We start from the raw sequence: 14,881 nt of genomic DNA on the forward strand, positions 1-14,881 counted from the left end.
CCGGTCGTGGCGGCGTGGACGGTCACGCGGTCGGCGTGGATGGTCAGGGTGTTGACCGCGACATCGGCGGTGTGGTGGAGCCAGAGGTCTTGGAGGAGATCGTCAGACACGACTGTTCATGATCGCGGTTCCGGTGACACTCCGTGGCTCTGGCATGGAAAGTGATCCAGAACCACACCTGTGCCGAGATCTTCGGCCCGCTGCTGACCGCCACCGCCGGATAGGCACGGCTCGCCATGCCCCCGCCCGCGCACTCCCGGCACCACGGCACCACGGCACCACGGCACCACGGCACCACGGCACCGATTATCGGCGTACGCCTGAACGTGCTCAACCCCGTACAGGTGAACGTGCTCAGTTGATGATGCGCTGACCACGGGTTCTCGTCAGTCCGCAATGGACCGTCGACGGCGTCGGGCGGCCGGGCACTTCTCATGCCACCTTGATGACAACCTTGCCCGAGGTGTGACCGTTCTCGACGGTGGCGAGGGCGGCCGGGGCGTCGGAGAGTGGATGGATCGCGGTGATCACGGGTGCGAGGACTCCGTCGAGGGCCAGCCGGGCCGACCGCTCCAGGTTGTCGCGGTCGACGCGACGCTCGACGAAACGCCCACCGAGATCGGACACAGACATGTCACCCACAGCGATGACGTTGCGGGGATCCCGGGCCAGTGGAGCGACCGTCCGCAGCGAGGTGCCTCCGACCAGGTCGACGATCCCGTCGAAGCCGTCCGGGACCAGCTCGCGTGCCGCGGCGGCGACGTCCTCGGCGGCGTAGTCGATGAACCGCACCCCGATGGCCTCGGCGTGCTCGCGTTTGGCGGTACTCCCGGTGCCGATCACACGCAGCTCGCGCCCAATGGCCAGCCGGGCGACGGTGAGGCCGACCCCGCCCCCGACCCCGTTGACCAGGACCGTGGCACCGGCTGGGAGGTCGAGCTGGTCGAGCACGTCCACCGCGGTCGTCCCGGCCACTGGCAGCGTTGCCGCCACGGTCGCGGACAGACCCTCCGGGATACGCGCGGTGTTCGGCGCGGACAGCACCGTCGTCTCGGCGTAGGTGCCGCCACCGGTGAGTGCGAAGCCGAAGACCGCGTCACCCACCTCGAGCCCTTCGACATCCTCGCCCCGGGCGAGAACGATTCCGGCTGCCTCCATGCCCAGCACGCGGGGAAACGGACGCCCGCCGTCGAGCCCGTCGACCAGACCCGAGCGCAGAAGGTGGTCGAGGGGATTCACGCCGGCCACGGTGACCCGGATCAGCACCTCGCCGCGACCGGGGACGGGATCGGGACGATCGAAGGACTCCTGCGCCTCGGGCCCGCCATACCTGCCGAAACCCCACGCCTGCCCCATTGTCTGCTGCCTCTCGTGTGACCGACCCCGGTGGTTCCGGGCGCTGTCGCCATCCTCACCTCTGACATTGATGTAAGGGGCAAGCGGCTGAGATGCAGATCACAGCATCAGGCCGACTGTGCCACCGGTTCCGGGGCCGTGGACAGCTCCGCCCGGTGCCGGCTGTTGGCCCTGATCAGCACGTCGAGTGCATCCCGGGTCTCGATCAGGTGCGCGATGTCGGCGTCGATCCGGTCGCGCTCGCGCATCATCGCCGTGAACGTCTCCTCGGCGACGCCCAGGTCACCGGGGATGTCCACACACGGCAGCACAGTCGCGATCACCCGGCTGGACATACCCGCGTCGAACAGCTGTCGGATGAGCGATACGCGCTGGACCGCAGCATCGGAATAGTGACGCTGCCCGGCGTCGGAGCGTGAGCTGGTCAGCAGGCCCTGCTCTTCGTAGTACCGCAGTGAGCGCGGACTCACGTCCGTGCGCTTGGACAGCTCGCCTATCCGCATTTCTGAGAGCCTACGCCCGCGTGCTCCGGGTTCAGACCGCCGGCGAGTCATGGACGCTCGCGGACACCCCCACGGCCGCAGGGTTGTCGTCCCGGTCCCACGACTGAGCACGTTCGTCTGTACGCGCCTGAGCACTCTTCTCGGTACGCCGACACCGATGGCCCCGGCGGCCTCGGCCTGTTCGTGGCGGTGGTGGCCGCGGCCCTGCTCTGCTGTGCGGGGCCGGCGCTGATCGTCGCCGCGGCGTCGGGTGCGCTCGCCGTCTGGCTCGGCAACTGGTGGGCGATCACCAGCGCCGTACTGCTGACCGCAGGTGCAGCGGCCTGGTGGGTCCGGCGCGGCGGTCGTGCCGTCCGCCGCGTCCCCTCGATGAAGCCAGGCGGGGCTGTTGCGGCGGTCGGCGGCTACTTCGCGGCGGCGGCCCGGCGGCGCTGGTCGAAGATCAGCGCGACCAGGAGCAGGCCGACCGCGCCGCCGATCAGCTGCATGCCGATGAAGCCGGGCAGCGAGCCGGGGGCGATCCCGCCCCGCCAGGCAGGCGCGGCCGTCGCGCGGCGCGAGGTTGCGCAGCGCGACGACCCGGATCAGCTCGCGCCAGGCGGGATCGGCCAGCCACGGCGACGAGGGCGGTCGTCGTGCCGCGATGACCACGACCGCGTCGGCGGGCAGCGCGGGCAGGAACTCGTCCCGTACCCAGTCGTCGATCGGGGCGAGCAGCTCGTAAGTGTCCAGGAGCAGCACCGCCCGGCCGCCGATGGAATGCGCCTCAAGGGAACTCCGGACCGGCGGCACGTGACGGCCATCGACCGTCATCGGATCGGCGCCCGCAGCCACCGCGACATCGGCCAGAACATCCAACAACGCGCTCTTGCCGATGCCGCCGGGACCGTGAAGAAAGAGCACGCCGCCTGCGCCCAGCATCGACCGGAACAGCTCGATCTCCCCGGTGTGCCCCGCAAAGGCACGCCGTCGTAGCTCACTCAGCCGCTGCTGGTGATCGTCACAACGGTGGGCGGGTCAGTCGTTGAACGCCGTGGCCACGGCATCTCCGAGCTGATTCAAGACGTCCCGTGAGAGCTGCACCGACCCGGTGAACGAGAGGAAAGCGTGGGTGGCACCCTTGATCGGGAGGTGCGTGACCGGCACGTCGGCTTCGGCGAGCTTCTGCGCGTACCGGTCACCCTGGTCCCTTAGCGGATCGTGTTCGGCGGTGACGATGACGGCGGGAGGAAGCCCGGCCAGCTGGTCGGAGCGCGCCGGCGAGACGCGCAGGTCGGCGCCTTCGTCGGGCGTGTTGAGGTAAAGGCCCCAGAACCATTCGAGCCAGCTGCGGCTCAGCAATGGTCCGGTCATGTTCTCGTACATGGAGGGGCTGTCGTCGAACCGGTCGACCGCCGGGTACGCCAGTACCTGCAGTGCGATTCGAGGTCCCCCGCGCCGCTGCGCTTCCTGCACGAGGGCCGCTGCGAGGTTGCCGCCGGCGCTCTCGCCGAACACCGCGATGCTCTGCCCGTCGCCGCCGAAACTCCCGGCGTTGGCCGCGACCCATGTCAGGGCGGCGTAGGCGTCTTCGATCCCTGCCGGGAAGCGGTGTTCGGGCGCGAGCCGGTAGTCGACGGAGACCACGATCGTGCCGGAGCGGTTGGCCATGATGCGGGCGATGTGGTCCTGGCTGTCCAGGTCTCCGAGGACCCATCCGCCGCCGTGGAAGAAGACCGTCACGGGCCGAGGCCCGGAGCGCGGGAGGGTGGCGGGGGCGTAGATGCGGATGGGGACCTCGAGGCCTTCGGCGGCGGCCACTGCGTCGTGCACGCTGCCGACGGGCTCGACGTCGCCCGCGAGGGTGGAGAAGCTGCTCACGAGGTCGCGGTTCTCCGCGACCGTTCGACTCTCCGGTGCCGGTTCGCCTCCTTCGGTCAACTTCTCTAGCAGGGCATCGATCTGAGGGTCGAGGGACATGATGAGGACCTTCCTGGAGCTGGCGAAACGACGCGGATTGGAATGACTGTTCCAATCTCTCCAAGTCGCAGGAGTGGAGCAGCGGCAGCGTGATGCCGTCCGGCGCTGCGCGACCCCGGTCACGGCCGGGCCCGCGCTCCACGCGCACGCGCACTTGGATCGGCGAGCGTGCGGCCCCTGCCGACGGCCACGGGTCGCCGTCCGGCGCTGGATCGCCGGCCCTGGCTGCGCTGTCGTAGCTGTTCTGGATGTGGGCCGGCCGGCGGCGGTGTACTACGTGCGGATCAGCGGGCGATTGAGATCGCGAAGGGTGTGAATCCGCTGGACCGGATGACGTGCGGGACGAAGAGGATCGCGGCCTCTGTGGCGCGGGCGGTCTGGATCCCGCCGAGGTCGGTGATCCAGTCCTTGTGCCAGCCGAGGTCGGTGAGCAGTTCGCGGACGGTCTGCTTGGCCTGGGGGTCCTCGCCGGAGAGGAACGCGGTCGGTGTCTGGGTGAGCGTGGCCGGTGCGGTCATCACCGGGAAGAGCATGGTGTTGAGTGTCTTGACGACGCGGGTTTCGGGGAGTGCTTCCTGGAGTTGTTCGGCGAGGCTTGAGCCGGGGTGGAGCAGGTCGGCGGGCAGTCCGTCCGGTCCGTCGAGGGTGGCGTTGGAGACGTCGACGAGGATCTTGCCGCGCAGTTCGTCGCGCAGGGCGGCGAGCCGGTCCAGCGAGCCGGCGCCCGGGGTGGCGTTGATGACGATCCGGGCTGTGCGGGCGGCGTCGGCGGCGGCGCCCGGCGTGCGGTCCGCGACGGTCACCTCGTGTCCTGCGCGGGTGAGGGCGGCTGCCAGGTTGCCGCCGACGCGGCCGTTTCCGAGTACTGCGATCGTGGTCATGGTGATGTGGTCCTCTTGTGGGTGCGGTTGTGGTGGGCGGTCAGCGGGAGAGGGTGGCGACGGCCTGGGTGTGGACGCCGGGTGCGGCGGCCAGGAAGCTTTCGCTCTGCGGGGTCCAGGGGCGGCCCTGGGCGTCGGAGATCCGTCCGCCGGCCTCGGTGACGAGGAGCGTGCCGGGAAGCAGGTCCGCGCGGGCGCCGGCGGACTGCCAGAAGGCGTCGATCCGGCCGGCAGCCACGTTCAGCAGGTGCAGGGTCGCGGGCACGGCGACGCGGACGACGAGTGCGTCGAGGAGCATCGCGGTGATCGAGGAGCCGACGCGCCGGACGACGTTCTCGTCCTCGTCGGGCCGGGCCTGGCTGGTGGCCACGATGCTCAGGCCGAGGTCCGCGGTCTGGGAGACGTGCAGCGGTCGGCCGTCGAGGTGGGCGCCCGCGCCGGTGAGCGCGGTGTAGGTCTGGCCGGTCAGCGGCAGGTGGACCGCGGTGAGCACCGGCTGGTTGTCGCGTACGAGGGTGGCGGTCACCGCCCATTCGGGCAGGGCGTGCAGGTGGTTGACGTTGCCTTCGGCCGGATCCACGACCCACCACTCGCCGGATGGCAGCGCCCCGCCGTCGAGTTCGTCCTCCACCCAGCCGGCGTCCGGGCGCAGGCTCGTGAGTCGGGGGCGCAGGATGGCGAGGGCTGTGTCGTCGTTGGCGGCCAGCGCGCGCATCAGCTCCTCGCGGGTCTGGTAGCGGACCACCTCGCCGAACCGCTCGCGCAGCGCCGAACCCGCCTCACGCACGGCGATCGCGGTCTGGGCGAGCACATCGGCGTCCAAGGCGGCGACGTCAGTGGTCTGAAGCGTTTCGGACATGGTGGTACTCCCGTCTGAGGTGGGGTGCTGAGGCCGGTCGAGGGCCGAACTGCGCGTTACTTCTTGCGCTTTCGCCTCAACGGTAGACAGCCCCCTAATTAACTTCAAATGCATGTCAAGCACGGCTAGGGTTACTCACATGCAATTGGATTTGAATCTGCTCGCCGTGCTCGACGCGCTGCTGGAGGAGGGCAGTGTGGCCGGGGCGGCCGCGCGTCTGCATGTCACCGCCCCCGCGATGAGCCGGAGTCTGGGCCGCATCCGGCGCACGACCGGGGATCAGATCCTGGTGCGCACCGGTCGCACGATGACCCCGACGCCGTATGCGATCGCGGTGCGGGAACAGGTGCACGAGCTGCTGCACCAGGTCCAGGGGGTGCTGGCACCGAGCCGTGAACTCGATCTGGCAACGGTGGAGCGCACTTTCACACTCCGCTGGCACGATTCCCTGGTCGCCTTGAGTGGCCCCGCACTGCTCGCGGCCGTGCGCGAACAGGCACCGGGCGTGCGGTTGCGCTTTGTTGCGGAATCGAGCGTCGACACCCCCGAGTTGCGGCGCGGCGAGGTCGACCTGGAGGCGAACGCCAACCGTCCGAGTGCACCGGACATCCGTGCCGAGAGCGTGGGCGAGACCCGCCTCGTCATCGTCGTGAGGCAGGGGCACCCCCTCACCCGTGTTAGGACTATCACCGCAGAGCGGTACGCCGCCGCTGAGCACGTCACCGTCTCGCGACGTGGAAGCCTCAGTAACGCCCTCGACGACGCCCTCGCACGGCTCGGCCTCACACGCCGCGTGGTGGCGACCGTTCCCACGGAAGCGGCCGCGCTGAAGTTCGTACGCGGCTCCGATCTCCTGATCAGCGTCCCCGAAGCGACCACGCGGTCCGCGGTCGCCGACCTCGGCCTGGTCTTGCTCCCCCTCCCTCTCGAACTGCCGTCGGCACCGATATACCTGTCGTGGCATCAGCGCTACGACACCGACCACGCCCACGCCTGGCTGCGCGGGCTGGCGCGAACCGCGCTAGCCGTGTGCGGAGCGTCGTAGTCGGCGTCGTCCGGCCGCTTCGGGGCCGGCACACAGACCGGTGGCCGTGTTGGCGAGGCGGAGCCCGGCGGGCTGGCTGCTCGGTGTGCACGAAGTCGCAGGCGACGACACCCTCGGCCTGCGCGGTCAGGAACTCGCGCCACGTCGGCCCACCGCGGCGCGGGGCCGGATCGATGCCTGCCGCCGTCAGGATCTCCCAGACCGTCGTCGTGCCGATTGGATGCCCGAGGCAGACCAGTTCGCCTTGGATCCGACGGCAGCCCCAGCGCGGATCTTCCTTGGCCAGCCGCAGCACCAGCCTCTTCAGCGCGCTCGCGGTCGGCGGCCTGCCGAGCCTGCCCCGCCGCTTGGTGTAGTCCCACTTCCGGGTGACCAGCCTGCGGTGCCACGCGAGCAGAGTCCCGGGCGTCACCGGAAACACCTTCGCCCGCCGGCGCCGGGGGATCAGCGAGGACAGCGCCGCGAACCACAGCCGGTCCGCCGGCTCGTACCGCACCGGCGCGGTGAGTTGCCTGCGCAGCACCGCGTTCTCATGCCGTAGCACCAGGAGTTCGGCGTCTTTGGCCGCGTCCCGGCGCAGCAGCATCGCCGGAACCGACAGCAGTTTCCGCGCCACCTGATACACCAGTGAGACGATCACCTGGACAGGGTTCCAGCAGTCCGTGACGGCGCGCCAGACCCACTCCTAGCAGCACCGATGAGTATCCGAACGGCACACGACTGGGGCTTACCGCTCCGGGCTTTCCTGGGTTTGGGCTTGCTTCTCGTCGTAACGGTGCCGTGCGGCTGCGACCTGTGGCGAGAATTCGATGATCGTGGACAGCAGCTCACTGAGAGAGTCGACGACCACCTCGCCCGTCGGGGTAAGGCTGTACTCGACGTGAGACGGGATGGAACGCACCAGCTTCCGGTCCACCACCCCGTCACGCTCGAGCGCCTTCAGCGTCTGCGACAGCCTGCGCTCGCTGACTCCACCCACGGTGCGCTTGAGTTCGTTGTAGCGCAGCGTGCCGTCCTTCAGCGCGATCAGGATGAGCAGCGACCAGGTGTTGGCAATGGTGTCGAAGGCCTCCCGCACGTCACCCGCACGTGCGAGCACCTCCTGGACCGACACCTGATGTCCCGGCCGTCGTTCGTCACCCATCGCTGCCGTACCCCTTCCGTCCCGCGAATGAATATACACACTTTGCGTGTACCTCCATATCGTGTGTACTCTCATTTTGAGAGCACAAGCTCGTCCGAGGAGGTTCCGACATGAGTACCGAGTTCAACGACTGGACTGTGGGCGACAGCAACGCGGTCACCTTCGACGCCCCTGCCAGGTTCGTCTTCGATCTCGTCACGCAGGCCCGCTTCTGGCCCGAGTGGCACGTCGCCAGCCACGGCGTCGGCGGCGTCACCGAGCGCCCCTACCGCGTCGACGATGTGATCTACGAGTACGGCGTCCTTGAGGACGGCAGCGAACAGCACCTCTACTGGCGTGTGGTCGACCAGGAGTACGCCAGGTCCTCCCTCCTCATCGACGACCGTCTCGGCGCGGGCCTGCAGTACCTGCTCACCGAGGACGGTGAGGGCGCCACCAGCTTCACCCGCCGCACTCTCTACAGCCCCGACTCCCCGTTCACCCCGGCTCAGCGCGCCATCGTCGCCGAAGCCAGCGCCGAAAGCGTGCAGGGTCTGCACCGTCACATCAGCGCCCTGCTGGAGACGGAGCGCAGCAGCCTTCCCGCGGTCTCCTCGTAGAACCGTGACAACCAAGATCGAGAGGATGTACCTCGGGTCCATCGCGACCTAGGTGTACCTCACTCGATTGGTGCAGACGGTCGGGTGTGGGCTGATCGGCCTACACCCGACCGGCGGTAGGGCGCCCGTGGAAGGCCGTGTCGAAGGCATTGGACGCAGCCTTCCGCTTGCTGCTCCAGCGCGGGCGTCCGCGGCCGGTGGGGTCCAGAGCGAGGGCGGCCAGGTCAAGGGTCTGATGGCCCGGAGGGTCACCGACCGTGGTCTCCGAGAAGGGCAGACGAGGTGATCGACAAGGGCAGGGTTCGGTGGGGAGTAGCACGGGAGACCGCCACCGAAAAGCCGATGCCGGGCCCGCCCACCAGCTGCGTGCCAGCTCGCTGCGGGCCTTCGGGGCAAGAGCTGTCCCCAGACGAATCGGACAGGACGTCATCTGCGCCTGCCCCGGCGCCGGGCACCTGCTCCCGGGCGCTCTGGTGGACTTTGGTGGTGAGCGCAGGCCCTGCTGCGCCGTGTGCGCGCTCTGGTGCGACGGGGGCGAGCGCCGCACACTGACGAGGCGACAGCAACCCCGGGTAGCGCACGCACGACCGTCAGCAGGGGGATGCCGATGGAGTACGTACCGATCCTGCGCGGCAAAGCGGGCGAGTTCATCGCCCTGCGCAACACCAGCGCCGACGTGCAAGCACACATCCGCCCGCTCCTCGAAGTCCACCCCGACCAGCGCCTGGCCGACGTCGTGCGGACCTTCGCCAGACACGCCGGCGAGCACCTGCCCGCCAACCTCACCGTGACCGTCGACTGCGGGCAACTCTGGCAGCACGGCGCCGTGGGGACCGGCTTCCGCGGCCACGCCATGCTGTGGCTCAGCGACGCCTTCAAGGACTGGCTCCACACGCTCATCCCCGCCTTCCGTACCACCGACCCGGCCGGTTCCCTCGACGAGACCCGCCAGACCCAGCTCGCACATGGCGCAGGAGGTTGCCTGCGCATCGACCTGTACCACCTGCCCGACGGCCCCCGGGCACTGACCGAAGACGTGCTCGGCGCCCTTGAAGCCGTCGCGCTCACGCCGCAGGACACCGACCTTCTCCTCGACGCCGGCTACCTCCCCGACACCGACACGGCCATCGCCTTCGCCCCACGAGCACTCGAGGTCCTGACCTGGGCACGCACACTGCCCTGGCGTCACGTCACCCTCGCCGGCGGGGCGTTCCCCCCGACACTGCGCCGCGTCACACCCCACGTCCTCACCGCGCTGCGCCGCCACGACCTGGACCTGTGGGAGCACGTTGCCCGACGGGCCGCGGGCCCGCCGCCCGACTTCGGCGACCACGGCGTCACCCACCCCGACCCGCCGGCCCCGGCCCGCGTGCGAGTCGCGCCGGCCAGCCTGCGCTACACCAGCGGCCGCCACTGGCACGTCGTGCGAGCCGTCGGCACGGCGGGCGTCGACACCCTCCGGTTGTGCCGCCAACTCACCCAGGCCGACGTCTGGCGCGACAGTCACAGCGACCTGTCCTGGGGAGACGGTGAAATCCGCATCCGAGCCGTTGGTCTCGCGGACGGTCCCGGCGGCCCCAGCCAGCGGCGCGCCTGGGAGACCTCCCACCACCTCGCCGCCGTCACCCGATCCATCGCCGAGCGGGGCAGACCCTGACGCTGCCACTCGCACGTGGGGTACCGCCCACGACGCGGTCCATGAGTGTCCCGCTCAGCCGTCGGCCTGTTGGCGCGCGACAAGCGTGGCGATCGACTCCTAGACCGGCTGGCCGGCCGCAGTGGCGGTGGAGACCGGCGGCGGGACGATGCGTGAGGGCAGGCGTGTCGGCCGCATCGGGCGCAAGGGGGTCATCGGTGGCGGCGTCTGAAGACGATCATCCGCAGGACGGTGAAGCGCACGACGGTCACCAGGGCGAAGCTCGGTGCGAGTACCAGGGTCTCGGCCGCTGGTGAGGCGGTGGGCCGGTAGTGGCGGAAGAGCAGGACGGCGCCGGAGGTGACCAGGTAGGCCAGGACGAACAGGCCACCCGCGACCAGATGCGCTTGCAGGACCCGGACCGCGGTCCCGCGGAAGGTCAGCCGGCGGTTGGCCTCCGTGTTGAGGACGGTGACGACGAGAAGGGCGGCGAAATTGGCCAGGACGGGCGGTGACCAGTGGCGCAGAACCCAGTACAGCAGGGCCTGGGCGAGCGTGGAGGCGATGCCGATCACGACGAACCAGCACACTTCCCTGGTCAGTGCGGTGCGGCCGAGCCGGGGGAAGGCGCTGCGCCGTGCGCCGGGGTGTCGCACCCCACCATCATGAGGCCACCGTGCGGGGACCCGTCGAGCCGCGCGGAACACAGGTTCGGCCATTCGGTCGGCGGTCCGGTCCGGCTGACTCCCATCGAGTGGCGGATCCTCGCGGTGCTGCTCGCCGCGCCCGGCCGGCTCGTGCCGCGCCGGCGCCGCTGTCGGCCACGGCGACCAGGTATTCGAGCTGGCGGGCCGGATTGCCATGAGCAGATTTTATCGCTGGGGTAGAAAACAAGCCTTGGACTCATTGCGGGGGGTTGGGGGAGGGTCGTGGTGTGGCCGCCGCGGGGAACAGCGACGGCCGATCCCCAATGACTCGAAGGAGTTCTTCCATGTCCGATGGCACGCTTCTCCAGGGGCAGCGGCTCGTCGTGGTGGGTGCGGGTTCGCGCACCGGGCGCGAGCTCGCCAAGGCCGCTTCGGCGGCCGGCGCCACGCTCGTGCTGGCCGGTCCGGATCCGCGCAAGCTGGAGTGGACGGCCGGTGAGCTGTCCGGGCCGTGCGAGGTGCTCGCGCTCGACTTGACCGACGAGCGGTCGATCGCCGAGTTCGCCGGGCGGGTGGGCCGGTTCGATCACCTGGTCTCCACCGCCGCGGTGCCGGCCAACGGCCCGCTGAAGGATCTCGAACTGGCGGATGTGCAGCGGGCGTTCTCGGCCAAGGTGATCGGTCCGCTGCTGCTGGCCAAGCACCTGGCCGGGCAGGTGTCCGAGCGCGGCTCGTTCACCTTCTTCTCCGGGGTGGCCGCCTGGCGTCCGGCGCCCGCGCGCACCGTGATGGCCACCACCAACGGTGCGCTGGCCTTCCTGGTCCAGGCGCTGGCGGTGGAGATCGCGCCGGTCCGGGTGAACGCCGTCTCCCCGGGCATCGTCGACACCGGCTCCTGGGACGGCCTGGGCGCCGACAAGGAGGCGTTCCTGCGCGGGGTGGCCGAGCGCAACCCGGCCCGCCGGGTGGGCAGCCCGCAGGACCTGGTCAAGGCCGTGCTCTACGCCATCGACAACCCCTACGTGACCGGCACCGTGCTGCACGTCGACGGCGGCGGCCGCCTCGCCTGAACACCCGCCGACGCGTTCGACCCGACCGACGAGAAGGAGCAGCTGATGGATCTCCACCTGGACGGCAAGGTCTTCCTGGTCACGGGTGCCTCGGCGGGCATCGGCGCGGCCACCGTGCGCATCCTCGCCGCCGAGGGTGCATCCGTGGTCGGCACGGCCCGCAGTACCGAGGGCATCGAGGACCTCGGGCCGCGAGTGAGCGCCGTCGCGGCCGATATGACCGATCCGCAGGCGCCCGCACGGGTGGTGGCCGGGGTCCTGGCCCGGCACGGGCGCCTGGACGGCCTGGTCAACAACGTCGGCGGCCTGACCTCGCGCACCGGCTTCCTGGAGGTGAGCGACGAGCAGTGGCAGACGGCGTTCGACCTCAACTTCCACTCGGTCGTCCGGATGACCCGCGCCGCACTGCCGGCCCTGCTGGAGCACGGCGGCTCGCTGGTCCACGTGACCAGCGAGGCCGCCCGGCTGCCCGACGTGCCCCTGGTGGACTACGCCGCCGCCAAGACGGCCCTGCTGTCGCTGAACAAGACCCTGGCGGGCGAGTTCGGCCCGCGCGGAGTGCGTTCCAACGTGGTCGCCCCCGGCCCGACCCGCACCCGTCTGTGGGACGCCCCCGGCGGGTTCGCCGAGCAGCTCGGCGAACAGTACGGCCTCGCACCGGAAGCGGCGATCGACCACTTCGTGCGCGAGGTGCGGCGACTGCCCAGTGCCCGGCTCGGCGAGCCGCAGGACGTCGCCCGGGTCATCGTCTACCTGCTCTCCCCCCTCGCCGGCCAGATCACCGGCGCCGAATGGGCCGTCGACGGCGGCGCACTGCGCCAGATCTGACGTCTCAACATCCATTCCGCCCGGCCGGTCGAAGGGACCGGCCGGCCACCCCGGCACGCCCGAAACCGCGAGCGTGACCGGCTGATTCGAGGAGCAACTCCCATGCGTTACCGCACCCTTATCCGTACCGCCGCCGTCGCCGCGGCGGTGGCGAGCCTGGCGGGCGGCACCGCCGCAGTCGCCTACGCCCACGACAACGGCCACCACCCGGCCACGCAGGCCTGGCCGCAGGGCCTGGTCGACCGCTCGCCCGACCTGGTCCAGCCCACGGCGATCACCGTGGACCACTCGATCGGCGCCAAGCGCGCAGCCCAGGAGGTCCACCTGGCCCAGCAGCTGTACACCTTCTGGAACACCGGCCAGCAGAAGTACCTGGACGCCGCGATCAGCCCGCAGTTCAAGGACAACACCCTGCCGGCCGGGCGCCCGCAGGGCCCCGCCGGCCCGGTCTTCGCCTCGAAGAACTTCCGTACCGCCGTGCCCGACCTGACCTGCGAACTGTCCGACCTGCTGGTCACCGGCGACAAGATCACCGCCCGGCTGGTCTTCCGCGGCCACTTCACCGGCACCTTCAACGGCGTCCAGGGCAAGGGCCAGAGCGTCGACTTCAACGCCATCGACATCCAGCACGTCGGCACCGACAAGATCATCGAGGACTGGCACATCGAGGACAACCAGACCCTGATGAGCCAGCTCGGCATCAACGGCTGACCCCCGCCCGTCCACCCACGCCCTGGCAGCCCCCGCCATCGGCACCACGCCCGGCCCGAGTCGCCGCCGACACCGGGCCGGGCAGCACCCCGACGGCCACCCGCCACCCCACCGCGCTCACCGACCGCCTCGTCCCGGCCCCCGGCGCCATCACGGCGGAGGTGGTCCGGCCGCGCACCACCCGCCGCTCGGCCCGGACGCCCGCAATCCCTTCCCACCGGATGGACCGCTCCCCCTCACCCGGAAGGCAACCACTCCCGATGAACACCGATGACATGTCCGACCTCCCACTCGCCGGCACCCTGATCGCCGACGGATTCCAGGGCTGGACGCCCGCGCTGCGCGAGGAGTTCGAGCGCAACGCGGACAACGGCCAGGTCGGCCGGCAGCTGCTCAGCGAGACCGCCCGGGTGCGGGTGTGGAGCATCCGGCTCGCCCCCGGCGAGCGGGTGGCGGCCCACCGCCACGTCCTGGACTACTTCTGGACAGCCCACACCTCTGGCCGCAGCCTCCAGCACACCTGTGACGGCACCACCCGCATCGTGGACTACACCCCGGGCGAAACCCGCCACTACACCTTCGGCCCCGGCCACTACCTCCTGCACGATCTGGAGAACATCGGCACCACCGACCTGGAGTTCACCACCGTGGAATTCAAGGACGGCGCCAACCCTCCCCTGGACCTCCGGCCCGGGCCGGAACACTGACCGGACGGCCTCTCGACCGCGCGGCAGCACGAGCGGGCCGAGCCCACCACCGCGCTGGGCCTGGCACGAAGAACAACTCTCTGGAGGCCGCCCAGGGCTCGTGCTCTTCGGTGACCGGGGCCTCCCATCCCTGCTCCGTGAAGACCTCGCGCACGAAGTGGTCGAAGGTGATGATCCAAGGGACGCCATCAAGGTCCGTCGGCGAGTCGTTCTGCCGGACGAGAGGGAAGTTCTGATGAAGTGCGGTCCAGCGGCAGACCCTGGACGGTGGTGCGATCGTGATCTGGTACCTGGTGATCAGGCGCGGCGAGCGCCCGGCGATGGAGTCGCGGCGAACGCTCGAGGAGCATCTGGCCTGGATGCGTGGCCAGCACGAACGGGGTAGCGTGCTGATCTCGGGGCCCAGCTCGGATGGCGCGACGGGGCTGTACGTGGTGCGTGCACGCTCCCGTTCGGATGCGGAAGCCGTCGCGCAGAGCGATCCCCTCGTACGCGATGGCCGGGCAACGATCGAGATCATCGAGTGGCATGTCCACCAGATGCTCGGTATCGGCCCTTTCGACATCGACGCTCTGCAACGCATCGAAGGTGGTTCGTGATCGCGTGTCAGGAGCCGGGAGCGCGGGCTTGCCGCGTCGGCCTGGCCGGGTGGTCCGGCGAACCGACCAGCTCCGCCCCGTCGCTGCCGTGCGCTGGCAGGGCCGGCCGGACTGGTTGCCGACGCCGTTGTTGAACCCGGGCCCCTGGCCGCACCCCCAGGACGCCGGCGGACGGAAGACGGCGACGGTCCACGGCGGTCGCGCGCACCTCGGGTCACTTGTCGGACTCGGCCGTAGGCGATGCGTTCAGAGGTCAAGCAGCACGACATCCACGGCCGCTCGCTGACCCCGGTCCCGATCGGACCGGCAGCAGCTCGAAACAGGCACCCGGTGATCC

The 14,881-nt window shown here is 70.2% G+C and carries 15 protein-coding genes and 2 pseudogenes; 8 read left to right on the forward strand and 9 right to left on the reverse strand.

Going from position 1 to position 14,881, the window contains the following annotated elements; genetic code table 11:
• Nucleotides 1-432 precede the first annotated feature (432 nt).
• The 6 genes and pseudogenes from ACIGXM_RS34640 to ACIGXM_RS34665 form a co-directional block, all read right to left on the reverse strand.
• A complete protein-coding gene (locus ACIGXM_RS34640; protein WP_396568074.1) occupies nt 433-1,356 on the reverse strand; it encodes an NADP-dependent oxidoreductase in 924 nt (307 codons plus the stop codon).
• Between the two features lie 107 nt (nt 1,357-1,463).
• A complete protein-coding gene (locus ACIGXM_RS34645; protein ID WP_396568076.1) occupies nt 1,464-1,859 on the reverse strand; it encodes a MerR family transcriptional regulator in 396 nt (131 codons plus the stop codon).
• Between the two features lie 404 nt (nt 1,860-2,263).
• A pseudogene (locus ACIGXM_RS34650) lies at nt 2,264-2,383 on the reverse strand (aquaporin family protein); the annotation flags it as partial.
• Nucleotides 2,384-2,876: 493 nt separating this feature from the next.
• A complete protein-coding gene (locus ACIGXM_RS34655; protein ID WP_396568078.1) occupies nt 2,877-3,818 on the reverse strand; it encodes an alpha/beta hydrolase in 942 nt (313 codons plus the stop codon).
• Between the two features lie 284 nt (nt 3,819-4,102).
• Nucleotides 4,103-4,699: an NADPH-dependent F420 reductase gene (locus ACIGXM_RS34660; protein WP_396568080.1), complete on the reverse strand. Its 597-nt coding sequence runs from the start codon at nt 4,697-4,699 to the stop codon at nt 4,103-4,105.
• A 40-nt stretch (nt 4,700-4,739) separates the two neighbouring features.
• The gene (locus ACIGXM_RS34665; protein ID WP_396568082.1) at nt 4,740-5,558 is read right to left on the reverse strand and encodes a 3'(2'),5'-bisphosphate nucleotidase CysQ; all 819 of its coding nucleotides are present in this window, start codon (nt 5,556-5,558) and stop codon (nt 4,740-4,742) included.
• A gap of 139 nt (nt 5,559-5,697) precedes the next feature.
• Here ACIGXM_RS34665 and ACIGXM_RS34670 point away from each other — a divergent pair, with 139 nt between their 5' ends.
• Nucleotides 5,698-6,603, forward strand: coding sequence for a LysR family transcriptional regulator (locus tag ACIGXM_RS34670; protein WP_396568084.1), 906 nt, complete (start codon nt 5,698-5,700; stop codon nt 6,601-6,603).
• 79 nt (nt 6,604-6,682) lie between these two features.
• On the opposite strand, the pseudogene ACIGXM_RS34675 reads toward ACIGXM_RS34670, so the two are convergent.
• Nucleotides 6,683-7,243 (reverse strand): annotated as a pseudogene (locus ACIGXM_RS34675) (integrase); the annotation flags it as partial.
• A gap of 87 nt (nt 7,244-7,330) precedes the next feature.
• On the reverse strand, nt 7,331-7,747 hold the full coding sequence (locus ACIGXM_RS34680; protein ID WP_396568086.1) for a winged helix-turn-helix transcriptional regulator: 417 nt from the start codon (nt 7,745-7,747) through the stop codon (nt 7,331-7,333).
• A 110-nt stretch (nt 7,748-7,857) separates the two neighbouring features.
• Between ACIGXM_RS34680 and ACIGXM_RS34685 the strand changes: the two genes are divergently transcribed.
• Both ACIGXM_RS34685 and ACIGXM_RS34690 read left to right on the forward strand, forming a co-directional pair.
• Nucleotides 7,858-8,346 carry an SRPBCC family protein gene (locus ACIGXM_RS34685; protein ID WP_396568088.1) on the forward strand — a complete coding sequence of 163 codons (489 nt, stop codon included), beginning with the start codon at nt 7,858-7,860 and terminating at the stop codon, nt 8,344-8,346.
• A gap of 607 nt (nt 8,347-8,953) precedes the next feature.
• Nucleotides 8,954-10,003, forward strand: coding sequence for a hypothetical protein (locus ACIGXM_RS34690; RefSeq protein ID WP_396568090.1), 1,050 nt, complete (start codon nt 8,954-8,956; stop codon nt 10,001-10,003).
• Nucleotides 10,004-10,194: 191 nt separating this feature from the next.
• Here ACIGXM_RS34690 and ACIGXM_RS34695 read toward each other — a convergent pair whose 3' ends face one another.
• Nucleotides 10,195-10,638 carry a GtrA family protein gene (locus ACIGXM_RS34695; RefSeq protein ID WP_396568092.1) on the reverse strand — a complete coding sequence of 148 codons (444 nt, stop codon included), beginning with the start codon at nt 10,636-10,638 and terminating at the stop codon, nt 10,195-10,197.
• 335 nt (nt 10,639-10,973) lie between these two features.
• Between ACIGXM_RS34695 and ACIGXM_RS34700 the strand changes: the two genes are divergently transcribed.
• The 5 genes from ACIGXM_RS34700 to ACIGXM_RS34720 all read left to right on the forward strand — a co-directional run bounded on the left by ACIGXM_RS34700 (nt 10,974) and on the right by ACIGXM_RS34720 (nt 14,544).
• Nucleotides 10,974-11,699, forward strand: a complete 726-nt coding sequence (locus ACIGXM_RS34700; protein ID WP_396568094.1) for an SDR family oxidoreductase — start codon at nt 10,974-10,976, stop codon at nt 11,697-11,699.
• A 45-nt stretch (nt 11,700-11,744) separates the two neighbouring features.
• Nucleotides 11,745-12,527, forward strand: a complete 783-nt coding sequence (locus ACIGXM_RS34705) for an SDR family NAD(P)-dependent oxidoreductase (RefSeq protein ID WP_396568096.1) — start codon at nt 11,745-11,747, stop codon at nt 12,525-12,527.
• A gap of 102 nt (nt 12,528-12,629) precedes the next feature.
• Nucleotides 12,630-13,238 carry an ester cyclase gene (locus ACIGXM_RS34710; protein ID WP_396568098.1) on the forward strand — a complete coding sequence of 203 codons (609 nt, stop codon included), beginning with the start codon at nt 12,630-12,632 and terminating at the stop codon, nt 13,236-13,238.
• 260 nt (nt 13,239-13,498) lie between these two features.
• Nucleotides 13,499-13,945: a hypothetical protein gene (locus tag ACIGXM_RS34715; protein WP_396568100.1), complete on the forward strand. Its 447-nt coding sequence runs from the start codon at nt 13,499-13,501 to the stop codon at nt 13,943-13,945.
• Between the two features lie 278 nt (nt 13,946-14,223).
• The gene (locus ACIGXM_RS34720; protein WP_396568102.1) at nt 14,224-14,544 is read left to right on the forward strand and encodes a YciI family protein; all 321 of its coding nucleotides are present in this window, start codon (nt 14,224-14,226) and stop codon (nt 14,542-14,544) included.
• The last annotated feature ends 337 nt before the right edge of the window (nt 14,545-14,881 follow it).

This window comes from Kitasatospora sp. NPDC052896, from assembly GCF_044547075.1.
Lineage (GTDB): Bacteria > Actinomycetota > Actinomycetes > Streptomycetales > Streptomycetaceae > Kitasatospora.